Below are 23,192 nucleotides of genomic sequence, written 5' to 3' on the forward strand. Positions count from 1 at the left end.
TTTGTCCCGCACAGCCTATCGACCCGGCTCCGTTTCGGTACGGTGGAATTCGATCCACTCCCAACGACGAGAGGCGTTCCATGCCCACTGTGGTCGCGTTCCTGTATCCCCAGCCCGACAAGCGCGACGAGGTTCGTGCCGCTCTCCTGGAGACCATCCCGCTGGTTCACGACGAACCCGGCTGCAGCCTGTACACGCTGCACGAGGCACAGGATCGATTCGTCTTCGTGGAATCGTGGGCAAGCGGAGAGGCGCTGGCCGAACACGGGAAGGCACCCGCCGTGACTGCCATGTTCGGCAAAGTGGGCCCGCTACTGAGCCAGCCGCCGGAAATTGTTGTCGCCGAAGCTATCCCGGCAGGCGACCCGGCCAAGGGCGACTTGGTGCACTGAGGTGGGGAAACTCGACGGCAAGGTCGCGTTCATCACCGGTGCCGCGCGCGGGCAGGGGCGTGCCCATGCGATCAAACTGGCCTCCGAGGGCGCCAGCATCATCGCGGTCGACATCTGTGCACAGATCCCTTCGGTGGAGTATCCGATGGCCACCACCGAGGATCTCGATCTCACGATCAAGGAAGTCGACGCCCTGGGGCGGGCCATCTCGGCGCACGAGACGGATGTGCGTGACCGGGAGGCACTGCAGGCAGCCTTCGACGCCGGAGTCGAGGCGCTCGGGCCGGTCGACATCGTGGTGGCGAACGCCGGAATCGCGACGCTGACTCCCGCGTGCGGAGACGACGGCTGGCGAGATGTGCTCGACGTCAATCTCACCGGCGTCTACCACACCATCGAGGTGGCACGACCATCCATGGTGAAACGTGGTGCGGGCGGTTCGATTGTGCTCACCAGTTCGGTGGCCGGACTGACCGGCATGGTGATGGATAACCCCGGCGGGCTCGCCTACACCGCGGCCAAGCACGGACTCGTGGGGCTCATGCGCAGCTACGCGAATATGCTTGCGCCGCACAATATCCGGGTAAACACCATCCACCCTTCGGGTGTCGCGACTCCGATGCTGATCAACCCGATCACCGAAAAGCTGTTCGCCGACGGAGCACCGGAAGGCATGTCCGATACCGGTAACGCCTTGCCGGTCGTGCTGATGGAACCCGAGGACATGGCCAACACCGTGGCGTGGTTGGTATCGGAGGACGCCCGGTACATCACCGGCGTCGCCCTTCCGGTCGACGCCGGATTCACCAACCGGCGGTAGCCGTGCCGAAGTCGAATCCGGCCGCCCAGACCGCCTATGGCCCGATGGTCATTGCCGCGATCGAACAGCATGAACCGCCTGGTTCCCGGATCGTCGACGACGACCTCGCCGCGTGCATCCTGCCCAATGGACTGCGATGGTTCGTCCGCGCCACCGCGTGGACACCGCTGAGACACTGGCTGATCAGGCTCGGTGAGCGCAGCGGGCAGGGTGCGTGGTCAATCTTTGTATGCCGCAAGCGATACATCGATGATCAGCTCGCCGCGGCATCATTCGATGCCGTCGTGGATCTGGGCGCCGGCTTGGATACCAGAGGCTGCCGGTTGGCACGCAGCACGCCGACACCGGTGTTCGAGGTGGATCAAGTGGTCAACATCGCCGCCAAACAGCGGGCGATCCGCAACGCTCTTCACGCGGTGCCCAGGTCGGTTCATCTGGTACCGGTCGACTTCCAGCGCGACGAACTGGCCGAGGAACTACAACGCGCGGGGCACAACCCTGCCCGCCGCACATTCTTCATCTGGGAGGGCGTCACCCAGTACATTCCGGAAACCGCGGTGCGCGCCACTCTCGCATACCTGAGCACGGCGGCACCGGGCAGCCGCCTGGCCTTCACCTACGTGCAGCGCGACTTCATCGACGGTAGCAACCTCTACGGAAATTCCATACTGTACAAGCGTTTTCGGATACGCAGCCAAGTGTGGATGTTTGGCCTGACGCCAAGCGCGGTGCCGTCTCTGCTCGCGGAGTACGGCTGGCGAGTCTTGGAGGATGTCAGCGGCCCAGAGTTTGCGCAGCGGTACCTGCTACCGGTCGGCCGCAGACTCTCGACCACCGAGCTGGAACGGACCGTGCTCGCCGAGAAGATCTAGTCGACCGTGAGGACGGTCGGCACGATCATCGGCTGGCGCCGGTATGTCTCGCCGACCCACTTGCCCACTACCCGGCGCACAGACTGTGCGATGCGGCCGGTGTCGGTGACAGCCTGATCGGCAAGCGCATTCAACTCGGCGATCACCATTTCGGTTACCGGGTCGAGCGCCTTCGCGTCATCGGAGAACCCGCGTGAGAACAGTTCCGGCCGGCCCACCGGGCGTCCATTGCTGCGAATCACCACGGTGACGGCCACGAACCCGCCGTTGCCCAGCACTAAACGCTCGCCCACCGTGGCATCAGAGACGTCGCCGTCGACCAGCCCGTGCACGAACATCTTGCCCACCGGTACCCGGCCGGAGATACCTGCGCGCTCGTTGTGCAGATCGACGCTGACACCGTTCTCCGCCAAGACGATCCGGTCTTCATCGACACCGGTTTTGACCGCGAGCCCGGCGTTGGCGCGCAGGTGCCGCCAGGTGCCGTGCACCGGCATCACGTTCCGCGGACGCACCGCGTTGTAGAGGTAGAGCAGCTCGCCCGCGTAAGCATGTCCCGAGACATGCACCCGCGCATGGGTGTTGGTCACCACACGAGTGCCCACCTTCGCGAGGGAATCGATGATGCCGTAGACCGCTTCCTCATTGCCGGGCACTAGCGATGACGACAAGATCACCAAATCGTCAGGGGTCAGCGTGATCTGACGGTGGTCACCACGCGCCATCCGCGACAGCGCCGCCATCGGCTCACCCTGGGTACCGGTCGTCACCAGCACAACGCGTTGCGGGGCAAGCTCGTTGGCAGCCTCTACGTTGATGAGATCACGGTCGTCGACATCGAGGAAGCCGAGATCGCGGGCGATACCCATGTTGCGCACCATCGACCGGCCCACGAGTGCGACTCGGCGGCCGTGTGCCACCGAGGCGTCGATGATCTGTTGCACCCGCGCCACATTGCTGGCGAAGCACGCCACAATCACCCGGCCGCGGGCGGTTTCGATAAGCCGGTTGAGAGTCGGGGCGATCTCGCTTTCCGAGGGGCCGACACCGGGTACCTCGGAGTTCGTGGAGTCGACAAGGAACAGATCGACGCCCCGGTCACCCAGGCCGGACAGACCGGGCAGGTCGGTCGGGCGCCGGTCCGGCGGCAGCGGATCGAGCTTGATATCGCCGGTGTGCAGGATGGTTCCGGCCTCAGTGTGCACGGCGATGGCCAGCGCGTCGGGTATCGAATGGTTGACCGCGAAGTATTCGCATTCGAACGGCCCGTGCGTGGACCGCTCGCCTTCCGTGACCCTGACGAACTTCGGCGTGATGCGATGCTCACGGCATTTGGCCTCCACCAACGCGAGCGTGAACGCGGATCCGACGACGGGGATGTCCGGACGCATCTTCAGCAGGAACGGGATGGCCCCGATGTGGTCTTCATGGGCATGGGTGAGAACCAGCGCCTCGACGTCCTCGAGACGGTCCTCGATGTGGCGGATATCGGGCAGGATCAGATCGACGCCGGGCTCCTCATGCCCGGGGAACAGCACTCCACAGTCGATGATGAGCAGGCGTCCACGGAGCTCGAAAACCGTCATGTTGCGGCCGATTTCGCTGATGCCGCCGAGCGCCGTTACGCGCAGTGCGCCATCGGCGAGCGGTCCGGGCGCGCGCAGGTTCTCGGGTGGGGTAACCGCCACCTACAGCACCCCGGCAGCGCGCATATCGGCAGCCAATGCCTCGATCTGCTCCGGGCTGGGCGGAACATTGGGCAGGCGCGGGTCGCCGACGTCGATGCCCTGCAGTCGCAATCCGGCCTTGACCGCACCCACGGCGCCCAGGCGCCGGCATGCCTCGGTGATCGGCGCGACCTGCGCGTTGAGCTTGCGCGCGGTCTCGACGTCACCGACGTTGTACGCGGCCAGCAGTTCGCGCAGTGGTCCGGCAACGAAATGCGATATGACGCTGACGAATCCGACAGCGCCCACCGACAGCCAGGGCAGGTTCAGCGGGTCGTCGCCCGAGTAGTAGACGAGGTCGGTGCCAGCGATGATCTGCGCACCGCCGTGCAGGTCTCCCTTGGCATCCTTGACCGCCACGATGTTCGGGTGCGCGGCTAGTTCACGAATGATGTGGAAGTCGATCGGGATGACCGAGCGCGGCGGAATGTCGTACAGGATGACGGGCACGTTTACCGCGTCCGCGACAGCGGTGAAATGCGCCAGCAGCCCCGCCTGTGAAGGGCGCGAGTAGTACGGAGTGACGACCAGCAGCCCGTGCGCTCCGGCAGCCTCGCACTCGCGGGACAGCTTGATGCTGTGGGCGGTGTCGTACGTGCCCGACCCGGCGATGATGCGCGCGCGGTCTCCGACGGCCGCCACCACCTCGCGCAGCAGGGTGAGCTTCTCGGCGTCGGAAGTTACGGGAGACTCCCCGGTGGTGCCGGAAAGAACCAGCCCATCGCATCCGGAGTCGACCAGATGCGCGGCCAGCCGCACCGCGGTATCGACGTCAAGGGCGCCATCGGCATCGAAAGGAGTCACCATCGCGGTGAGCACGGTGCCGAGCCGCGCCACTGTTTCACCTGCTGTCACGGCACGAGAATACCCGCCCCGACCAAGCGGTTAATCCCTACCGGCTGTGTTGTGCCCCTCGGTTCTATCCCTCGTAGACCAATGGGGAGATCGCGACCTCGGTGCCGTCGGCCAGAGTCGCGATGTCGAAGTCACCGAAGATGGACGGGGCCAGGTCGGTGAGCTGGCGTAGACAGGCAATGGCGAGCCGCCGAATCTCCACGTCCGCGTGCTCGCTGGCCCGCATCGCGATGAAGTGGCGCCACGCGCGGTAGTTACCGGTGACGACGATCCTGGTCTCGGTCGCGTTGGGCAATACCGACCGGGCGGCCTGGCGCGCCTGCTTGCGCCGCAGCACGGCGTTCGGGACGTCTGCCAGCTTGGATTCCAGCTTCTCCAACAGTTCGACATACGCCGCGCGGCTGGCATCGGTGGCCTTACGCAGCAGCGCCACCAGTTCGGGATCGTCCTCGACGGCGGGTGGCAGCACCACGTTCGAGTCGTCTTCGGGGACGAACCGCTGGGAGAGCTGGGAGTACGAGAAATGACGGTGGCGGATCAGCTCATGAGTGCACGAACGCGAGATACCGGTGATGTAGAAGGTCGCCGACGCGTGTTCGAGCACCGACAGGTGCCCGACCTCGATGACATGGCGCAGGTAGCTCTCGTTCGTGGCGGTACGCGGATTCGGCTTGGACCAGCTTTGGTAGCAGGCCCGGCCGGCGAACTCGACAAGCGCCGGTCCGCCGTCCGCATCGGTGCTCCAATCGATATCCGGAGGTGCGATGAAGTCGGTCTTCGCTATCAGCTGCACGCGCAGCGGCACGATCTCAGCCACGCGCAACACCCTATCGATGCCGGGCTCCAGCACCGAAACGCCATGTATGCCGCCTACCATCTGCCTCGTGAGTTCCTGGACGCTTGGACCCGAGAACGGAACCCTGACACTGCGCACCGGAGTCACCGGTGCGGCGGCGCGCATGGGGCACCGGCTGACGATCGTCATGGACGTCTGGACCCTCTCGGTCGACGGGCCCGATCAGCAGCCGTCGTCCGTCAGCCTGGTGGTGAACGTCGATTCGTTGCGGGTGGAAAGCGCTGAGGGCGGGCTGACGCCACTCACCGCGCCCGAGAAGGCCATGGTGCGGTCGAATGCGCTCAAGACGCTGAACGCCAAGCGTTTTCCCACCGTCGAGTTCCACGCCGAAGAGATCACGAAGCAGGCCGCCGGCTATCTGTTGCGCGGCCCGCTGACCATTCATGGCGTATCTCAGGTTGTCGAGATCAACCTGGCGGTCGCCGCGGACGGCGATCCCCCGCGACTGAGCCTCACCACCGAAGTCTCACAGCGCGCGTACGACATCAAGCCCTTCTCGATGGCCATGGGATCACTGAAGGTCGCTGACGTGGTCACCGTGTCGTTCGAAGGGCACCGCTGAGCGACCTGGCCAGGTCCCCGCGCTTGCCCACCGTGACACGTTCCAGCCCCAACCACGACGCCATGCTGACAAGCTGCCCGGCCAGTGGGCCGCAGATGTGCGCCGGGTCTCGGCCCTCTTCGGCGAAGGCGCCGACGACATTGAGCGTCCCGGCCGCACGGTCTGCCTTGAGGTCGACCCTGCCGACGAGTTGGCCATCGAGCAGGAACGGCCAGACGTAGTAGCCGTACTGCCGTTTGGGAGCCGGCGTATAGATCTCGATGCGGTAGTGAAAATCAAAGAGCCGCTCGACCCTCGGGCGAAAAAAGATCAGCGGATCAAAGGGGCATAGCAGCGCCGTTCCCCGATCGGCGCGCGGAATCGTCTGCCCAACAGCCAGATATGCCGGCGCGCTCCACCCCTCGACGGCAACCTTCTCGACTTCCCCCGCGTCGGCGAGCGCGGCCAGCGCGGGTTTGATCTGCCCGGCCGAGAGGCGGAAGTAGTCGCGGATATCGGCCTCGGTTCCCACGCCCAGGGCGCGCACAGCTCGGCGCGCGAGCTCCAGTACCGCCTCTTCGTCGGACACCTCACGCTGGTAGATATCGGCGGGAATCACCTTGTGCGCCACCTGATAATGCCGTGAGAACCCGACGCGTTTGTCGGTCGTCAGCTCACCCGAGGAAAACAGTGCTTCGGCGATCCATTTGGTCTCGCTGCGATCCCACCATGGGCCTTTGCGCCCCGGCGCCTCCCGCTCCAGATACGCCTCGATCTGGCCGGCCGTGCAGGGGCCCAGTTCGGCGACCGCACCGAGAACCTCGTCGACGAGGCCCGGATTCTCTTCGACAAACTTTCGCGCCCAACGTCCGTGCCGGTACTCGCGCATACGCCAACGCATCAACGGCCAATCCTGGATGGACATCAATGCCGCCTCGTGCGCCCAGTACTCGATGAGCAGGCGCGGTGTGCGGGCGCTGTGGCTCCACGCGGCATCGTCCAGCAGATTGCGGTCGTAGGGCCCTAGCCTGCTGAACACCGGCGCGTAGTGCGCGCGTACGGCCACCGATACCGAATCGAGTTGCAGCACCTGGATTCTGGAGATGAGTTTGCGCAGGTGCGCGCGGGTCACCGGGGCGTTTGACACGCCGGTTGTATCGGTGAAGCCCTGCGCCGCGATCGCGATACGTCGCGCCTGCGCGGTACTCAAGGCCGATCGGCTCACCGGGCTCCCACAAGACGGGTCAACCAGTCGGGGTCGGACGGGTCGATCAGCTCGCCCGAGCTGTCGACAACACCCGGCACACCACCCAGGCCGTGCGCGATGAGCTGCTGTTCGTTACCTTCGGCGCGCTGGCGATCGCCGTCACTGACCTGAAGCGACGAGATGTCATGCAGCACCTCACCGGTGACCCCTGCCCCGGCCGCTATCTCACTGATCTGCAAGTTCGTGAGGTTTCCGACGCCTTCGACCGGCTGCCTGCGGAACATCTCGCCGATGAAGCCCAGGATCACCGCGTCGGTGGCACCGGATTTCTTGATGAGAAACAGCGAGGCCGCTGCCCGCGATGAATAGTCGCCACTGGCCGAAATCCGGTCCAGAAAGCTCACCGGCCGATAGGTCACCTGCAACCGCCCCGTGGTGACGTACTTCGTGATGTCATCGCCGTATTGGGCCTCGAACCGCTGGCAGAACGGGCACTGGAAATCGAGAAAGACAGTGATCCCGGCGGCCACATCACCGGCACCGCCGACCGTCACGCCCGCCCCCTGGCTACTCCCCCAACCCGCGGCTGCCGCCGGAGCCGACGGGCTTCCGTCCACGACGCGCGTGCAGCCAGTCAGCACCAACAGCACCATGAACGCCAGCAGTAGCGCCCTCGGGGCGCCTCCCCCGCGCGGGAGGCTCATCCGTCGGCCCTCCGATAGCTCAAAAACTGATACCGCAGGCCGGATTCACTTGTCTGCCAATCATTTTCCTCGACAACCCAACCGTCACCGAGCTGCGGAGCCAGAGCGTCACCCGCCACATCGGCGTCCACCACTGTCACCTCGCACCGCTGCGCCAACGGCAGGAACAGCCGATAGATCTCGCCCCCACCGATCACCCACGGCGACTCGTCAGATGCCGCCAGGGCCGCGTCCGTGCACCCGACGGCCAGCGCCCCGTCCGGCTCGAACAACGCATCCCTGGTCAGCACGATGTTGGGCCGCCCCGGCAACGGCCGGACACTGGCGGGAAGCGATTCCCAGGTCTTGCGACCCATGATCACCGTGTGCCCCATGGTGATTCGCTTGAAGCGCGCCTGATCTTCGGGCAGTCGCCACGGGATCGCGCCATCCGCACCGATGACGCCGCCGCGCGATTGTGCCCAAATCAGCCCGATGGTCCCCGTCATACCGCGACAGGCGCCTTGATGGCCGGATGGTGCTGATAGTTCTCGACAGTGATGTCCTCGTATCCGTAGTCGAATATCGAATCACGCTGCGCCAGAACAAGCCGGGGATACGGATAGGGATCGCGACTGAGCTGCTCGGTGACCTGCTCGATGTGGTTGTCGTAGATATGGCAGTCGCCGCCGGTCCACACGAAGTCGCCCACGCCGAGCCCTGCCTGCGCCGCCATCATGTGGGTGAGCAGTGCATAGCTGGCGATATTGAAGGGCACGCCGAGAAACAGATCAGCACTGCGCTGATACAGCTGACAGCTCAGCTTGCCGTCGGCGACATAAAACTGAAAGAACGCGTGACACGGGGGCAGCGCCATCTGCGGAATCTCGCCGACGTTCCACGCCGAAACAATGTTGCGGCGCGAATCCGGGTTGGTGCGCAGCAGGTCCAGTGCGGCGCTGATCTGATCGATGTGCTCCCCCGAAGGAGTCGGCCAGGAACGCCACTGCACCCCGTATACGGGGCCGAGTTCGCCGGTCTCCGAGGCCCACTCATCCCAGATCGTGACGCCGCGCTCCTGCAGCCAGCGCACATTGGATTCTCCACGCAGGAACCAGAGCAGCTCGTAGATCACCGACTTCAGGTGAACCTTCTTGGTGGTGATCAGCGGGAAGCCATCAGCCAAGCGATAGCGCAGCTGATGCCCGAAGACGCTACGGGTACCGGTGCCGGTGCGATCCGACTTCGGCGTGCCCTGTTCGAGCACGAGACGCAGCAGATCCTCGTAGGGAGTGGGAACGGACACGCAGCTAGCTTACGTCGGGGCTACGACGAAGCCGGGGTCCCCAACACAGACAGCGCGCCCCGCGGGCTGCGTACTACGGTTTGGCGAGCGCTTCCACCCTGGCAACGATGTCTGCGCGCAAGGCGTCTGCCTGTTCCGCGGTCAGCGCTCCGGCAGCGAATTTGCAGACGATGGTGAACTCCGCGCCGATCGAATAGACCTCGTAGCGCGATGCCTGGGGCACGGCCTGAGCGCGCCCCTTCTCGGTGCGCGGCGTGGTCAGCTGAGCGTCGAAATCTTCCATGGCCAGGCCCGGCGGTAACGGCGGGCTGGGTAATACTCCGGGATTGGTGATCCTGATGAACGGACCGAATTCACCGGTGAGCGCCGCACCCCCGATGTGGTAGACGCTTTGCAGAAGAAACCCACTGCTGATGTCGTCATTGATCTGGCTCGCCACCGCGGCGCCGATCCGCACCGGGTCGTCATTCATCCCGACCTTGACTTGGCCGCGAGCGACCATGATGCCGTTGGCGATCTCACCGAGCTCGGCAGGCGGCGTCAGATGCTTGCGGTAGTCCACGAGTGATTCGAAACCCAGATTCACCGCCGCGTCGTGATCGACGCGAATCAGGGCACGTTCGGCCAGCGCGATCACCCCGGTGACGAGTGTGTTCACGGTGGTCTGACGTCGACGCGCCGAGGCACGCAGCGAGGCGGAGAGGTTCGGGTCGAAGCGCTGTTTCCAGCCCAGCACCGTCCGCGAGGTCGCCGAATCATCGTGTTGGCCACCGCCCCAGGACGTCGGGCCGAACCACGACTTTTGCGGCAGCGGGGTCTGCCGCAGGCCCCGTTGCGCCATGGCGTATTCCGGGGCCACCGGGATCGGCTGACGTGGCAGCGGTGGAATTTCGCCGTTCACCACGATTTCGGTATAGAGCTCCCACAATTCGTAGAAATACGAATAACTCAAGCGCGCGTCGGCGATCGAGTGATCCACTCCCACCGCGACGGCACTACCGGGGCCATCCGGATACACCAAGATCGCGTAGGTTCCGTCATCCAGCGACAGCACCGGGAGCGCCGCGACATCCCGCAGCGGTTGGTCGTGCACAGATACGACGCTGTCGCGGACGCCTTCGGTGGTCACTCGAAATCGGCGGCCGACAGGCTCGACCCGGGCCGCGAGGTAGGGATGCTTGCGTTGCATGGCCGCACCCGCGGCACGCAGGGCCGTGACGTTCAGATCGCCCCGCAGCCACGCGACGTACCAGATGGTCGTGTACTTGCGCAGATGGTTCAATTCCGATTCCGCCACCGACAGCATCCGCTGGATACCGATGGATTCTTCGACGCGCAGTGGGGCACTCAAGGGCGAATTCCAATTTCACATGGGCGGAACAGGTTTCAAGGGCACTGTATGCGCGTTATGTGGATATGCAAGATACCCAAAGATTCCGCGTCATTAACATCGCGTGATATTTACAGTTCGATGTAACAGATTACGCAGAATATGACAGATTCGAATTTGCCGACGAATGCAGCGGAATACGCCTATGACGATCCGGACGATCGGTGCCGCAAGCGGCCGGCCACACCATACACACTGCGCAGCACCGTGCGGACGGCATAGAACCCTGCAATCAACGTCAAGGCCAGCATCACCAGAAACATCACCAGCCAGTTGCTCCGGGTGTGCTCGATGTTCCACCAGATCACCGTGAATAGAACCGCGCCGACGAATACCAGAATGTCGCGCCAGCCGCCGCCGTAGGACAGCGCGGCCTCACGCAGCGAGCGGCCGCGGTCATTGCTCGCGACAAGATCATCGATGCGCTGATCGATCATGCGACGGACCGCCGCGCGGCGTTCTGCCTGCTGCTCGGGAATGCGGTCCAGCAGATCGAAGTCCTTGGCGATCATCTCCCGAATATCCGGGGGCTTAAGGTTTCCCGCTACCGCACCCAGCAGCGCGCCACCGGCGATGGGCGCGGCCCCCAGGGCAAGTTCGGCAAGTCCGGGCATGCCTGCCTCCTCATTGCATCAAGATCGCGGCGAGTGTGCCGCCAAGGTTATAGGCCTGTTCACGCACGGATGCGTCGATCGGGCCCACCACCTCAAGCACGTCTGCTGCCTTCTCCAGCGCCAGCCCGGTCACGATCTTGTCGACCGCCGTCACCGCGCCCACGGTGTCGTTGTTGCCGTGCACCCACACGCCGTACGGGCGCGCGGCCACATGATCGAGGCTTGGGTAGTAGACGGTGTCGAAAAAATGCTTGAGGGCGCCAGACATGTACCCGAAATTGGCCGTGGTGCCGAACAAGTAGCCATCGGCGTCCAGCATGTCGGAGATCGTCGCGGCGAGCGCCGGCCGCGCCACCACCTCGACCCCCGAGATATCCGGATCCCTCGTACCCTCCAGCACCGCTTCCAACAGCTCTCGGGTAGCCGGCGATGGAGTGTGGTGCACCACCAGCAGACGACTCACCTTGCCGCGTCCTGCTGCATCTGCACCGCAGTGCGCATGGTCTCGCGGGCGCGGCCCCGATCTCCGGCGTAGTCGTACGCGCGTGCCAACCGGTACCAACCGACCCAGTCGTCGGGTTCGGCCTCAACCTCGGCCTTCACCGTCGCAAAGAGCGCATCGGCGTCTTCGCGGTTGATCCGTCCGGAGGGCGTGGTCCGCAACGCGCTCACATCCAGATCGCGGCCCTGTTCCACCGCCAGCGCGGCCAGCCGTTGATGCGCGAAACCCGCACGCAGAGTAGCGATCATGGCCCACAAGCCGATGAACGGAAGGATCAGCACACCGATCCCCATACCGATCGCGGCTGGCTTGCCGCTCTGCACGAGGGCGATACCCATCTTCCCCAGGATCAGGAAATACACCACCATCGCCACACACATGAACGCGATGAGGATCTTGACTCTGGCCGCGGCGGACACTTACGCCTCTCGGTCTTCGCGCACGCGGCTCATCCGAGCTCCAGCAGGGGTTCGATTCCGATGGTGAGACCGGGCCGCGTCGCGATGTTGCGCACGCCCAGCAGCACACCCGGCGCGAAGGAGGTCCGGTCGATGCTGTCGTGCCGAATGGTCAACGTCTCACCCGTCGTCCCGAACAACACCTCTTGGTGCGCGACGAGTCCGGCCACACGCACCGCGTGTACCCGCACGCCATCGACATCGGCCCCGCGCGCCCCTTCGATCCCGGTGCTGGTGGCGTCGGGACTCGGCGGCAATCCCTTACGCGCCTCGGCGATCAAACGTGCCGTCCGCGTCGCTGTTCCGGAAGGGGCGTCCGCCTTATTGGGGTGATGCAGCTCGATGACCTCCACCGACTCAAAGAATCGGGCGGCCTGCTGGGCGAACTTCATCGACAGCACGGCACCGATCGCGAAGTTCGGAGCAATCAACACTCCCGTCCCGGGGCTATCCGCCAGCCAGGAGCGCACCTGATCCAAACGTTCGTCGGTGAAGCCGGTGGTGCCCACGACGGCATGAATGCCGTTACCGATCAAGAATTTCAGGTTGTCCATCACGACATCGGGATGGGTGAAGTCGATGACCACGCTGGCGGCGGTGAGCGCCTCCAACGGATCGTTCTTGTCGACGGCGGCCACCAGGTCCAGATCGGCCGCGGAATCCACTGCCTGACACATGGCCTGGCCTACCTTGCCCTGTGCTCCCAGCACTCCGGTCGCGATGTTAGTCACGCGGTCACCCTAATCCTCTAGGCCGCGACGGCGGCGAGGACGCCCGTCCGATCGCCGGCTCTCCGCGACACGAGGCGGGGCTCGCCGATCCCGTGGTAGCCCGTCGGCGCAAGTTCACCAGGACGCCACCCAGCATTGGCCCGAGCTACCCCATTTCTATCGGTCACTCAATTTGCCAGAATGCAATGTCAACTCCTGGTTGAGCCTATTTTTGCCCATTCGGCCGAATGTGATTACCCCGAGGCGAGCAACGTACTGTGACCACTGTCACGGTTCTGGCAACCATTTGCCGACGTCACGCGAGACTCTCAGGTTCCTCTCAGAAACATATCTCTAGCTGCGGTACGACCAATTTTCGGCATGCACTGGTACTCTGGTGCGCATGTCGGGCCGCAAGCGATACGCGCGCGTGGGGGGCTTCGTGATCGCCCTTCTCGCGGCCGTGTGCTTCCTCGGACCCGCCGCCCACGGGCAGATGTTCGGATGGCGAGCTGCGGTCGTCGGAACTTCGCCAGCAACGAGCCTGCTGCCCGAAGAAATCCACGAGCATGTCAAAAGCTCGGTAAACGCGGCGGTCACCCGCATCCGTCAGCAACCCAGTTCGATACCGGTTCCGCTCGGGATCGTGCTGACCACTCTCTTGGGTGCCAGTCTGTTGGCACTGCTTGCCGCGCGAGGTTTCGTGTTCTCGCGCGCTCCCGACAACTTGGGACGACAACGCCTTATCACCATCGGGATAGATCGACGCTGAGCTGCCGCTGAGACGGCAAAGACGCCGTCATACGCGTCTCCTCACCCATCTATCCATAAGTCGCGCAATCCGCACGTAGCCATAGCTGCAGCGACTCTTCATCCCGATAGGGCTTACTTCCATGACGACTTCTGTCACCGAGCAGACCGCCAAGCCGTCGCTACTGCAGAATCTGCGGCACGACCTTCCGGCCTCCCTCGTCGTATTCCTCGTCGCGTTGCCGCTGTCTCTGGGTATCGCGATTGCTTCTGGAGCCCCGCTGATGGCGGGTCTCATCGCGGCCGTAGTCGGCGGCATTGTCGCCGGCTCGCTCGGCGGATCACCACTACAGGTCAGCGGTCCGGCCGCCGGCCTCACCGTGGTCGTTGCCGAAATCATCAACACGTTCGGCTGGCAGGTGGCATGCCTGATCACCATCGGTGCGGGCGTGCTGCAGATCCTCTTCGGACTCAGCCGGATCGCGCGTGCCGCGCTGGCCATCGCGCCCGTCGTGGTGCACGCGATGCTGGCCGGTATCGGTGTGACCATCGCACTGCAGCAGATCCACGTCCTGATGGGCGGCTCGTCGCAGAGCTCCGCCTGGCAGAACCTCAAGGCACTGCCCCCGGGCGTCATCAACCATCACCTGCCCGACGTGATCATCGGCGTGATGGTGATCGCGATCCTGCTGCTGTGGCCCAAGCTGCCGCCCAAGATCCGCATGGTGCCCGGCGCGCTGGTGGCCATCGTTGTCGCCACCGCCTTCGCGGTGCTGACCAACTCCCCTGCCGAACGAATCACCTTGGCGGGCGATTTCTTTGATGCCATCAGCCTGCCGACGCTGACCGGTCCGGCGAACGGCGACTGGGCCGGGGTGCTGCTGGCGGTGCTGACTGTCGCGCTGATCGCGAGCGTCGAGTCGCTGCTATCCGCCGTCGCGGTGGACAAGCTGCACACCGGGCCCCGGACCAACTTCGATCGCGAGATGATCGGCCAGGGCAGCGCCAACGTGGTGTCCGGCTTCCTGGGTGGTCTGCCCGTCACCGGTGTGATCGTCCGCAGCTCGACCAACGTCGCCGCCGGGGCCAAGACCCGCGCCTCGGCCATCCTGCACGGCGTCTGGGTGCTGCTGTTCGCCTCGCTGTTCAGCGGCCTGGTGCAGCTCATCCCCAAGGCCGCGCTGGCCGGTCTGCTGATTGTCATCGGTATCCAGCTGGTCAAGTTGGCTCATATGAAACTTGCTTGGCGCACAGGAGATCTGGCGGTGTACGCCATCACCATGGTCTGCGTGGTGTTCCTCAACCTGCTGGAAGGCGTGGGGATCGGCCTGCTGGTCGCCATCGGGATTCTGGTGGGGCGGGTGATGCGGGCACACATGGACGCCCGTCCGTTCGGCACCGAGGGATCGCGGCAGTGGCACGTCGAACTCGACGGCACGCTGAGCTTCCTGTCGCTCCCCCGCCTCACCAAGACGCTCAGCACCGTCCCGCCGGGCGCGCATGTCACGCTGGCCATCAACGCCGACTATGTCGATCACGCCATCTCCGAAGCCATCTCCGACTGGAAGCGCGCTCATGAAGCGGTGGGCGGCACCGTGATGATCGTGGAGTCTTCCCACGCGAAGCTGCACCACGCTCACACCACTCGCCCGAAGCGTCACTTCGTCTCGCGCGCTGTCGGTTTGGTGCCGTGGCGGTCGTGGCGCCGGGAACAGAACGGCGAAGCGGGCGCGTCGATCATCGACGGCATCAATGAATACAACAGCCGCGGTTCGGGTGCGTTGCGGCCGCATGTCACCGAGTTGGCCGACTACCAGGATCCCGACGCGCTCTTCCTCACCTGCGGCGATTCACGCATTCTGCCGAACGTCATCACGGCAAGCGGCCCGGGAGATCTGTTCACGATCCGCAATGTCGGCAACGTGGTACCCACCGATCCCGCCGATGGTTCGGTTGACGCCTCGCTCGACTTCGCGATCAACCAGCTGAACGTGAGTTCGGTTGTCGTGTGCGGACATTCATCGTGCGGAGCCATGAAGGCACTGCTGACAGAATCGACCGATGCACCCACCACCCCGGTGGGACGCTGGCTCGACTACGCCCGCGACAGCCTTATCGCCTTCCAGGAGCACCATCCGGCGCGGGCGAGCGCGGAGGCACACGGGTTCAACGAGGTCGACCAGCTCGGCGTCGTGAATGTGGCCATCCAGGTGGAGCGCCTCATTCACCACCCGATCCTGGCGGGGGCCGTGGTATCCGGGCGGGTACGTGTGGTCGGCACGTTCTTCAACATCGCCGAAGCACACGTCTACGAGGTAGACGAGAATGGGATAGTCGGGCAGGACGGCAACTCTGACGGAGTCCTCGAGGACCCCGCCCCTGCCCTCAGCTGATCGGCGACCTACAGGGGCGCTCCCCCGCGTAGGTGTTCGAAGATCAACGACGTCTGCGTGCCCGCGACATCGGGCTGTGCGTTGAGTTTCTCAACGACGAAGGACCTCAGGTCCTCGGTGTCGCGGGCGGCGACGTGCAGGATGTAATCGTCGGCGCCCGCGAGAAAGTACACGTCGATAACCTGCGGCAGCGCACGGATGTCCCGGATGAAGGTGCGGATCTTTCCGCGCGCGTTGGCCTGCAAGCTGACCGAGATCATCGCCTGCAGCGGCCGGCCGATGGCCGCGGGGTCGACATCGGTGAAGAATCCACGGATCACGCCCGCTTCCTGCAGGCGCCGGACCCGTCCATGACAGGTCGATGCAGCGATCCCCACGGCTTCAGCCAGCGCACTGTTGGGGATACGTGCGTCGTCATGCAGTTCCATCAGGATGCGGCGGTCGACATCGTCGAGCTCCACGCGCCGAACATCATTCGGCGTGGCTGGTATGTCGAACCGAGATTCCGGTGATTTTGCGACCATTTTTGCAATCTACCGAATCTTCCACACAAATATTGCAGGTTTATCGACGCTTCTTCACACTTGAACGCGAGACTTAGTTTTGAAACAGGAGAAGAAGAATCATGCGCGTAGGCATCCCTACCGAGATCAAGAACAACGAATACCGCGTGGCCACCACACCCGCGGGGGTGGCCGAGCTGACCCGTCGCGGTCACGAGGTGATCATTCAAGCGGGCGCCGGTGAGGGCTCCTCGATATCCGACGTGGACTTCAAAGCCGCTGGCGCACAGGTCATCAACGGTGCCGAGCAGATCTGGGCCGAGGCCGATCTGCTGCTCAAGGTCAAAGAACCCATCGAACCCGAGTACGCCCTCATGCGTCGCGGCCAGACGCTGTTCACCTACCTGCACCTGGCGGCGTCACTTCCGTGCACGCAGGCCCTGCTGGCATCGGCGACCACCTCGATCGCCTACGAGACCGTGCAGACCGCCGACGGCGCGCTCCCCCTCCTGGCACCGATGAGCGAGGTGGCCGGCCGGCTGTCGGCGCAGGTTGGCGCCTATCACCTGATGGCTCCCGTGGGTGGGCGCGGCCTGGTCATGGGCGGCGTTCCCGGCGTCGGCCCGGCCGACGTAGTGGTCATCGGTGGCGGCGTCGCCGGGTACAACGCGGCGCGGATCGCCGCCGGAATGGGCGCTCATGTCACGGTTTTCGACGTCAACCTCAACAAACTACGTGAGCTTGACGCCGAATTCGGCGGCACCATCCGGACCCGCTACTCCTCGACCCTGGAGTTGGAAGGCGCCGTCAAGCGCGCCGATCTGGTGATCGGAGCGGTTCTGATTCCGGGAGCCAAGGCCCCCAAGCTCGTCTCCAACGCGCTTGTGGCCCAGATGAAGCCGGGATCGGTGCTGGTGGATATCGCGATCGACCAGGGCGGCTGCTTCGCCGATTCTCGCCCCACCACCCACGACGAACCGACCTACACGGTTCACGACAGCGTCTTCTACTGCGTGGCCAACATGCCCGGAGCGGTACCCCGGACGTCAACCTTCGCCTTGACCAATGCCACCATGCCGTACGTGCTGGCGCTGGCCGACAAGGGCTGGCGCCAGGCCTGCCGTGACGATGCCGCGCTCGCCAAGGGCCTGTCCACACACGAGGGCGCACTGCTCAACGCGCATGTCGCGCACGACCTAGGGCTGACGTTCACCGAGCCCGCGCAGGTTCTGGCTTAGACAGCCCGCGCCGAGTGGGAATCTCACGACGGATTTCAGCCGAAATTGCGCGTGAGGTTCCCATTCGGCAGGTCTACGCTCCCGCTTGAGCTTCGAGAAACCCCTGGTAGCGGCGCATACCCGCGATCCATCGGTCGTAGTCGGCGCCCTTCTGCCGATACATGTCCAGAACCTGCGGATGTGGCAACACCAGAAACCGCTCGTCGCGGATCGCATCCAGGGTGATCACCGCGACGGCGGCAGGCTGCAACACCTCACCTGCCGTGGTGATCGAGTTGCCGGCCACCTTGGTGGCGGGGTCATCGGTTTCGGTGAGACCGTCGAGCAGGGCCGTCTTGACTCCCATCGGGCACAGGCAGCTCACTCCGACGCCCTTGTCGCCATAGGTGATCGACAGCCACTCGGCGAAGCCGACGGCGGCGTGCTTGGTCACCGAATAGGCCGGCGAGCCGATCTGAGTGAGCAGTCCGGCCGCCGATGCCACCGACAGAAAGTAGCCGCGCCCCCGCTGTACCCAGCCCGGCACCAACAGCGTCGCCGCGCGGATGTGCGCACGCAGGTTCACATCAATGGTGAGGTCCCATGCCGCCTCGCCGATGTCGAGTCCGAGCCCGCCGCCGATCCCGGCGTTGGCCGCGTACAGATCGACGGGGCCAAATTCCTTCTCAGCCAACGCGATAAGACTCTCGATATCGGCGATCGAGCTGGCGTCGGCTCGCTGCCCGACGATGCGGCCGGAACGGGCAGCAGCGGTGTGCGCAACGGCGTCGGCGGCGATATCCGCGGCCACCACGGTGGCTCCGGCATCCGCGAGGCCCCACGCGAGGGCCTGTCCAATTCCGGAGCCGGCTCCGGTGACGATGGCGACGCTGCCGTTGATATCCATACCGGGACCCTATTGGATGGCCGCGAAGACCCCCACGGCGGCAGCTGCGATCACGAAAACCCCGGCGAGGATGCGCGCCGTCCGGCGCGGTTGCCGCGTGAAACGCTCCCAGGTGACCGCGACCGTCAACGGCACCATCCACAAGATATGCGCGGTGGGCGCCAATGCCATCGCCAGCATCACGGCCCAACAAGATCTGACGCACGCCCAGCCACCGAACGCGCCAAAACGCGTAACCGCCTGAGCGGCGGGCCAACCTGTGGGTGGCAGCGGGCGTGACTTGTGGCAGTCACCGAGCGCCACGCATTTGAGCGGGGTCAGCTGCCAGAGCGCGGCAAGGACGAGGGCTCCGGCGAAAAGCCACCAGGGCGGTGCACCTATCGCAGCCGACTGTGCCAGCGTGATGACGACGCCGATCACGGTCCACACCGCCAGCCAGACCGCCGCATACACGGCGATAGCCGCACCACGGCGCCCCCACGGCATGGTCTGCTCGATGTACTGGATGGAGGGCAGGGTGGCCAATCCCATCATGGCGATGGTCATGACAATCCACGAGACGATCGCGACCCACAGCACCGGATGATGCGCCACCGGGGCGGCCATCGGTGCCATATCGGCATGATGCATTCCGTGCATTCCATGCATGTTGTGCCCGGCCGCCGGAGCCTGGGTATGGCCGCTGGAGTGTTGCGGAAGCAACGCGAAAGCCAACCACGACAACAGAATTATCGCGGCCGCGATCCCTGTGTATGTGCCAGCCGTTAGTTCCCTAACGCGCTGAATCGCCTTGGCGACCATCAGCTAGAGGATATCTTCCCGGACGTTACCTAGCTTGCGGATTCAATCATCGCGCGCAACGTGCGCGGCAACGTCCGCTTGGATCGGTACGGTCCGACCACCGCCGCTCCGGCGGGCTTGCTGAGCAGCTGACGGGCGATGGCATTGACCTCGTCGGCCGTCACCGCGTCAATCTTCGCCAATGTGGCGGAAATCGTGCGGTGCTTACCGTTGTTCAGCTCGCTGCGGCCCATCCGGTTCATTCGCGATGCCGAATCTTCAAGCCCAAGAACAAGTCCGCCGGATAGCGCGCCCTTGGCGCGGTCGATCTCCGCCGCGGTGAATCCGTCCTGCACCACCGCTCCCAGCACCTGCGAGGTCACCTTGGCCACCTCGTCGAATCGCTCGGGTGAGCAGCCCGCGTACACCGACAGCGCACCGGCGTCAGAGAAGGTGTCCACCGTCGAATACACCGCGTACACCAGCCCACGCTGCTCACGAATCTCTTGGAACAGACGAGAACTGAGTCCACCACCGAGTGCGCTGTTAAGTACCGACAGCGCCCAACGGTGCTTCCAGCCACGCCCGGGGGTACGGACACCCAACGACAGGTGCACCTGTTCACCGTCGCGCGAGACCAATTCCAGCCCCGGTTTGGCCGCGACCCGGCCGCTCCCCTTGCGCGGGGCAACGGTCCGTACCGACGGGTCCAGATGGGACTTGAAATACTTGCGCGCCAACCGGACTACCCGATCGTGTTCGATGTTGCCGGCTACCGCGAGCACCATCCGTTCGGGACGGTACCGCCGCACGTGAAACGAGTGCAGCTGGGTTCGCGTCATCGACGATATCGACTCGGAGCTACCCAGCACACTGCGACCGATCGGATGATCACCGAACAGCGCGCCGAGAAACGCCTCCCCAAGCAGGTCCTCGGGATCGTCGTCACGCATCGCGATCTCTTCGAGCACGACATCGCGCTCCACCTCGACATCGTCACTCGCGCATCGGCCACGCAGGACCACGTCGGCCACCAAGTCGATGGCCAGCTCCAGGTCGGTATCCAGCACGTGCGCGTAGTAACAGGTCTGCTCGCGTGCAGTGAAGGCGTTCAGCTCCCCACCGACAGCATCAATCGACTGCGCGATATCTGCCGCCGACCGGGTCGGCGTCGACTTGAACAGCAAGTGTTCAAGGAAATGCGCGGCGCCAGCCACGCTGCGGCCCTCATCGCGCGAGCCGACATCGACCCACACCCCGACGGACGCCGAGCGCACCGAGGGCATTGCCTCGGTGACCACTCGGAGTCCACCAGGAAGAACTGTGCGGCGTACCGATGAGCCGCTTGCGCGAAGAGACTCGGACCCCGCGCCGGGGACCTTACTGGGTGACGGCATCTGCCGGCTGGGCCTCCGCGGGGGCGTCACTGCCGGCAGCCTCGGGGGCGTCGGCGGCGTTGTCGTCGGCGACGGGGACCAGCGAGATCTTGCCGCGGTTGTCGATGTCGGCGATCTCGACCTGGATCTTGTCGCCGACCTTGACCACGTCCTCGACCTTGGCGATCCGCTTGCCCTTACCGAGCTTGCTGATGTGCACCAGACCATCGCGCCCCGGGAGCAGCGAGACGAACGCGCCGAAATCGGTTGTCTTGACGACGGTTCCGAGGAAGCGCTCACCGATCTTCGGCAGCTGCGGGTTGGCGATCGCGTTGATCTTGTCGATCGCGGCCTGCGCCGACGCACCATCGGCCGCACCGACGAACACGGTGCCGTCATCCTCGATCGAGATGTTGGCGCCGGTCTCCTCGGTGATCGAGTTGATCATCTTGCCCTTGGGCCCGATCACCTCGCCGATCTTGTCGACCGGCACCTTGATGGTGGTGATACGCGGCGCGTACGGGCTCATCTCGTCGGGAGCGTCGATCGCCTCGGCCATGACCTCAAGGATGGTGCTGCGAGCATCCTTGGCCTGCGACAGCGCGGCGGCCAGCACCTGCGAAGGGATGCCGTCGAGCTTGGTGTCCAGCTGCAGGGCGGTGACGAAGTCCTTGGTACCGGCGACCTTGAAGTCCATGTCGCCGAACGCATCCTCGGCGCCCAGGATGTCGGTGAGCGCGACAAAGCGACGCTCGGTGGTGCCGTCGGCGAGTTCGATGTCATCGGACACCAGACCCATGGCGATACCGGCGACCGGGGCCTTCAGCGGCACACCGGCGTTCAGCAGCGCCAGGGTGGAGGCACAGACCGAACCCATCGAGGTGGAACCGTTGGAGCCCAGGGCCTCGGAGACCTGACGGATGGCGTAGGGGAACTCCTCGACGCTCGGCAGCACCGGGATGAGCGCGCGCTCAGCGAGAGCGCCGTGCCCAATCTCGCGACGCTTCGGCGAGCCAACGCGGCCGGTCTCACCGGTGGAGAACGGCGGGAAGTTGTAGTGATGCATGTAGCGCTTGGTGGTCTCGGGACCGAGCGAGTCGACCTGCTGAGCCATCTTGATCATGTCCAGGGTGGTCACACCCATGATCTGGGTCTCGCCACGCTCGAACAGTGCGCTGCCGTGAGCGCGCGGGATCACGGCGACCTCGGCCGAGAGGGCGCGGATGTCGGTGACACCGCGGCCATCGATGCGGAACTGATCCTTCAGAATGCGCTGGCGCACAAGCTTCTTGGTGAGCGAGCGGAACGCGGCACCGATTTCCTTCTCGCGCCCGTCGAAGCCCTCCTGCAGCCGGCCCAGCACGTCGACCTTGATCTCGTCGGTCTTGTCATCGCGCTCGGCCTTGCCCGCGATGGACAGCGCCTGCGACAGCGGCTCGGTGGCCACCGACGCGACGGCGGCGTACACGTCGTCCTGGTAGTCGGGGAACAGCGGGAACTCGCCGGTGGGCTTGGCGGCACGGCTCGCCAGCTCTTCCTGCGCGGTGCACAGTGCGGCGATGAACGGCTTGGCGGCCTCGAGCCCCTCGGCGACCACTGCTTCGGTCGGCGCGCCCGCGCCACCGTCCACGAGGGCGATGACGTTATCGGTGGCCTCGGCCTCGACCATCATGATGGCGACGTCGTCGCCGACCTTGCGGCCCGCGACCACCATGTCGAACACCGCGGTCTCCAGCTGCTCGACGGTGGGGAACGCAACCCACTGTCCGTCGATCAGCGCGACCCGCACACCGCCGACCGGGCCCGAGAAGGGCAGCCCGGAGATCTGGGTGGACGCCGATGCGGCGTTGATGGCCAACACGTCGTACAGGTCCTGCGGGTTCAGGCTCAGCACCGTCACCACGACCTGGATCTCGTTGCGCAGTCCGCTGACGAACGACGGGCGCAGCGGCCGGTCGATCAGGCGACAGGTCAGGATGGCGTCGGTGGACGGACGGCCCTCGCGACGGAAGAACGAGCCGGGGATGCGGCCCGCGGCGTACATCCGCTCTTCGACATCAATGGTCAGCGGGAAGAAGTCGAAATGATCCTTGGGGGTCTTGCTGGCGGTGGTCGCCGACAACAGCATGGTCTCGTCGTCCAGGTAGGCGACGACGGAGCCGGCGGCCTGCTGGGCCAGCCGCCCGGCCTCGAATCGGATGGTGCGGGTGCCGAAGTTCCCGTTGTCAAGAACGGCGGTGGACTCGAAGATGCCTTCTTCAATTTCTGTAACAGACATAAGTTCTGGAATACCTCTCATACATTCTCAGTTGGCAGCACGTGGCTGCATCGGG

24 protein-coding genes are annotated in these 23,192 nt (G+C 64.8%); 7 read left to right on the forward strand and 17 right to left on the reverse strand.

Features of this window, described 5'->3' with window-relative positions; genetic code table 11:
• Nucleotides 1–80 precede the first annotated feature (80 nt).
• From ABG82_RS16410 to ABG82_RS16420, 3 genes are read left to right on the forward strand one after another with little or no spacing between them, the layout of a single operon-like run.
• A complete protein-coding gene (locus ABG82_RS16410) occupies nt 81–392 on the forward strand; it encodes a putative quinol monooxygenase (protein WP_043078029.1) in 312 nt (103 codons plus the stop codon).
• A 1-nt stretch (nt 393) separates the two neighbouring features.
• Nucleotides 394–1,212: a mycofactocin-coupled SDR family oxidoreductase gene (locus ABG82_RS16415; protein WP_043078030.1), complete on the forward strand. Its 819-nt coding sequence runs from the start codon at nt 394–396 to the stop codon at nt 1,210–1,212.
• Nucleotides 1,213–1,214: 2 nt separating this feature from the next.
• Nucleotides 1,215–2,084: an SAM-dependent methyltransferase gene (locus ABG82_RS16420; protein ID WP_043078031.1), complete on the forward strand. Its 870-nt coding sequence runs from the start codon at nt 1,215–1,217 to the stop codon at nt 2,082–2,084.
• On the opposite strand, the gene ABG82_RS16425 is transcribed toward ABG82_RS16420, so the two are convergent.
• From ABG82_RS16425 to thyX, 3 genes are all read right to left on the reverse strand, one after another.
• Nucleotides 2,081–3,772, reverse strand: a complete 1,692-nt coding sequence (locus ABG82_RS16425) for a ribonuclease J (protein ID WP_043078032.1) — start codon at nt 3,770–3,772, stop codon at nt 2,081–2,083. The two genes, ABG82_RS16420 and ABG82_RS16425, sit on opposite strands and share 4 nt — an antisense overlap.
• Nucleotides 3,773–4,648, reverse strand: a complete 876-nt coding sequence (dapA, locus tag ABG82_RS16430) for a 4-hydroxy-tetrahydrodipicolinate synthase (protein ID WP_078343254.1) — start codon at nt 4,646–4,648, stop codon at nt 3,773–3,775.
• An 82-nt stretch (nt 4,649–4,730) separates the two neighbouring features.
• Nucleotides 4,731–5,483, reverse strand: coding sequence for an FAD-dependent thymidylate synthase (thyX, locus tag ABG82_RS16435; protein ID WP_043078106.1), 753 nt, complete (start codon nt 5,481–5,483; stop codon nt 4,731–4,733).
• Nucleotides 5,484–5,550: 67 nt separating this feature from the next.
• Here thyX and ABG82_RS16440 point away from each other — a divergent pair, with 67 nt between their 5' ends.
• The gene (locus ABG82_RS16440) at nt 5,551–6,084 is read left to right on the forward strand and encodes a YceI family protein (protein ID WP_043078107.1); all 534 of its coding nucleotides are present in this window, start codon (nt 5,551–5,553) and stop codon (nt 6,082–6,084) included.
• On the opposite strand, the gene ABG82_RS16445 is transcribed toward ABG82_RS16440, so the two are convergent.
• From ABG82_RS16445 to dapB, 9 genes are all read right to left on the reverse strand, one after another.
• Entirely contained in the window at nt 6,056–7,288 is a 1,233-nt protein-coding gene (locus ABG82_RS16445; RefSeq protein ID WP_078343255.1) for a winged helix-turn-helix domain-containing protein, read from the reverse strand. The genes ABG82_RS16440 and ABG82_RS16445 overlap by 29 nt on opposite strands.
• Nucleotides 7,285–7,974 (reverse strand): DsbA family protein, encoded by a 690-nt coding sequence (locus tag ABG82_RS16450; protein ID WP_043078033.1) that lies wholly within the window; start codon nt 7,972–7,974, stop codon nt 7,285–7,287. Before ABG82_RS16450 ends, ABG82_RS16445 begins: the two co-directional genes overlap by 4 nt.
• On the reverse strand, nt 7,971–8,462 hold the full coding sequence (locus ABG82_RS16455; protein WP_043078034.1) for a dihydrofolate reductase: 492 nt from the start codon (nt 8,460–8,462) through the stop codon (nt 7,971–7,973). The genes ABG82_RS16450 and ABG82_RS16455 overlap by 4 nt, the downstream gene beginning before the upstream one ends.
• Nucleotides 8,459–9,259 carry a thymidylate synthase gene (locus ABG82_RS16460; RefSeq protein WP_043078035.1) on the reverse strand — a complete coding sequence of 267 codons (801 nt, stop codon included), beginning with the start codon at nt 9,257–9,259 and terminating at the stop codon, nt 8,459–8,461. The genes ABG82_RS16455 and ABG82_RS16460 overlap by 4 nt, the downstream gene beginning before the upstream one ends.
• 73 nt (nt 9,260–9,332) lie before the next feature.
• Nucleotides 9,333–10,610 carry a phthiocerol/phthiodiolone dimycocerosyl transferase family protein gene (locus ABG82_RS16465; protein ID WP_043078036.1) on the reverse strand — a complete coding sequence of 426 codons (1,278 nt, stop codon included), beginning with the start codon at nt 10,608–10,610 and terminating at the stop codon, nt 9,333–9,335.
• Between the two features lie 182 nt (nt 10,611–10,792).
• The gene (locus ABG82_RS16470; RefSeq protein WP_043078037.1) at nt 10,793–11,263 is read right to left on the reverse strand and encodes a hypothetical protein; all 471 of its coding nucleotides are present in this window, start codon (nt 11,261–11,263) and stop codon (nt 10,793–10,795) included.
• Between the two features lie 10 nt (nt 11,264–11,273).
• Nucleotides 11,274–11,726, reverse strand: coding sequence for a flavodoxin family protein (locus tag ABG82_RS16475; RefSeq protein ID WP_043078038.1), 453 nt, complete (start codon nt 11,724–11,726; stop codon nt 11,274–11,276).
• Nucleotides 11,723–12,184, reverse strand: a complete 462-nt coding sequence (locus ABG82_RS16480) for a hypothetical protein (RefSeq protein WP_043078039.1) — start codon at nt 12,182–12,184, stop codon at nt 11,723–11,725. Before ABG82_RS16480 ends, ABG82_RS16475 begins: the two co-directional genes overlap by 4 nt.
• 29 nt (nt 12,185–12,213) lie before the next feature.
• The gene (gene dapB / locus ABG82_RS16485; RefSeq protein WP_162269265.1) at nt 12,214–12,945 is read right to left on the reverse strand and encodes a 4-hydroxy-tetrahydrodipicolinate reductase; all 732 of its coding nucleotides are present in this window, start codon (nt 12,943–12,945) and stop codon (nt 12,214–12,216) included.
• Between the two features lie 484 nt (nt 12,946–13,429).
• Here dapB and ABG82_RS16490 point away from each other — a divergent pair, with 484 nt between their 5' ends.
• Complete coding sequence (locus ABG82_RS16490; protein WP_043078110.1) at nt 13,430–13,705, forward strand: hypothetical protein; 276 nt, start codon at nt 13,430–13,432, stop codon at nt 13,703–13,705.
• A 121-nt stretch (nt 13,706–13,826) separates the two neighbouring features.
• Complete coding sequence (locus ABG82_RS16495) at nt 13,827–16,076, forward strand: SulP family inorganic anion transporter (RefSeq protein ID WP_043078040.1); 2,250 nt, start codon at nt 13,827–13,829, stop codon at nt 16,074–16,076.
• Between the two features lie 8 nt (nt 16,077–16,084).
• Here ABG82_RS16495 and ABG82_RS16500 read toward each other — a convergent pair whose 3' ends face one another.
• Nucleotides 16,085–16,600 (reverse strand): HTH-type transcriptional regulator AldR, encoded by a 516-nt coding sequence (locus ABG82_RS16500; protein ID WP_043078041.1) that lies wholly within the window; start codon nt 16,598–16,600, stop codon nt 16,085–16,087.
• A gap of 101 nt (nt 16,601–16,701) precedes the next feature.
• Between ABG82_RS16500 and ald the strand changes: the two genes are divergently transcribed.
• A complete protein-coding gene (ald, locus tag ABG82_RS16505) occupies nt 16,702–17,817 on the forward strand; it encodes an alanine dehydrogenase (RefSeq protein ID WP_043078042.1) in 1,116 nt (371 codons plus the stop codon).
• 73 nt (nt 17,818–17,890) lie between these two features.
• On the opposite strand, the gene ABG82_RS16510 is transcribed toward ald, so the two are convergent.
• From ABG82_RS16510 to ABG82_RS16525, 4 genes are read right to left on the reverse strand one after another with little or no spacing between them, the layout of a single operon-like run.
• Nucleotides 17,891–18,703 carry an SDR family oxidoreductase gene (locus ABG82_RS16510; protein ID WP_043078043.1) on the reverse strand — a complete coding sequence of 271 codons (813 nt, stop codon included), beginning with the start codon at nt 18,701–18,703 and terminating at the stop codon, nt 17,891–17,893.
• 9 nt (nt 18,704–18,712) lie between these two features.
• On the reverse strand, nt 18,713–19,504 hold the full coding sequence (locus ABG82_RS16515) for a DUF2182 domain-containing protein (protein ID WP_078343258.1): 792 nt from the start codon (nt 19,502–19,504) through the stop codon (nt 18,713–18,715).
• Between the two features lie 29 nt (nt 19,505–19,533).
• A complete protein-coding gene (locus ABG82_RS16520; protein WP_179948708.1) occupies nt 19,534–20,880 on the reverse strand; it encodes a M16 family metallopeptidase in 1,347 nt (448 codons plus the stop codon).
• Nucleotides 20,864–23,137: a polyribonucleotide nucleotidyltransferase gene (locus tag ABG82_RS16525; RefSeq protein ID WP_043078044.1), complete on the reverse strand. Its 2,274-nt coding sequence runs from the start codon at nt 23,135–23,137 to the stop codon at nt 20,864–20,866. The genes ABG82_RS16520 and ABG82_RS16525 overlap by 17 nt, the downstream gene beginning before the upstream one ends.
• Between the last annotated feature and the right edge of the window lie 55 nt (nt 23,138–23,192).

Origin of the sequence: Mycobacteroides immunogenum (genome assembly GCF_001605725.1) — a bacterium.
Taxonomy (GTDB): Bacteria; Actinomycetota; Actinomycetes; order Mycobacteriales; family Mycobacteriaceae; genus Mycobacterium; species Mycobacterium immunogenum.

Coding starts and splice junctions, on each gene's coding strand:
- ABG82_RS16410 (WP_043078029.1), top strand. CDS start 81: ATGCCCACTGTGGTCGCGTTCCTGTATCCCCAGCCCGACAAGCGCGAC.
- ABG82_RS16450 (WP_043078033.1), bottom strand. CDS start 7,974: ATGAGCCTCCCGCGCGGGGGAGGCGCCCCGAGGGCGCTACTGCTGGCG.
- ABG82_RS16455 (WP_043078034.1), bottom strand. CDS start 8,462: ATGACGGGGACCATCGGGCTGATTTGGGCACAATCGCGCGGCGGCGTC.
- ABG82_RS16470 (WP_043078037.1), bottom strand. CDS start 11,263: ATGCCCGGACTTGCCGAACTTGCCCTGGGGGCCGCGCCCATCGCCGGT.
- ABG82_RS16490 (WP_043078110.1), top strand. CDS start 13,430: ATGTTCGGATGGCGAGCTGCGGTCGTCGGAACTTCGCCAGCAACGAGC.
- ABG82_RS16495 (WP_043078040.1), top strand. CDS start 13,827: ATGACGACTTCTGTCACCGAGCAGACCGCCAAGCCGTCGCTACTGCAG.
- ABG82_RS16500 (WP_043078041.1), bottom strand. CDS start 16,600: ATGGTCGCAAAATCACCGGAATCTCGGTTCGACATACCAGCCACGCCG.
- ald (WP_043078042.1), top strand. CDS start 16,702: ATGCGCGTAGGCATCCCTACCGAGATCAAGAACAACGAATACCGCGTG.
- ABG82_RS16510 (WP_043078043.1), bottom strand. CDS start 18,703: ATGGATATCAACGGCAGCGTCGCCATCGTCACCGGAGCCGGCTCCGGA.
- ABG82_RS16515 (WP_078343258.1), bottom strand. CDS start 19,504: ATGGTCGCCAAGGCGATTCAGCGCGTTAGGGAACTAACGGCTGGCACA.
- ABG82_RS16520 (WP_179948708.1), bottom strand. CDS start 20,880: ATGCCGTCACCCAGTAAGGTCCCCGGCGCGGGGTCCGAGTCTCTTCGC.
- ABG82_RS16525 (WP_043078044.1), bottom strand. CDS start 23,137: ATGTCTGTTACAGAAATTGAAGAAGGCATCTTCGAGTCCACCGCCGTT.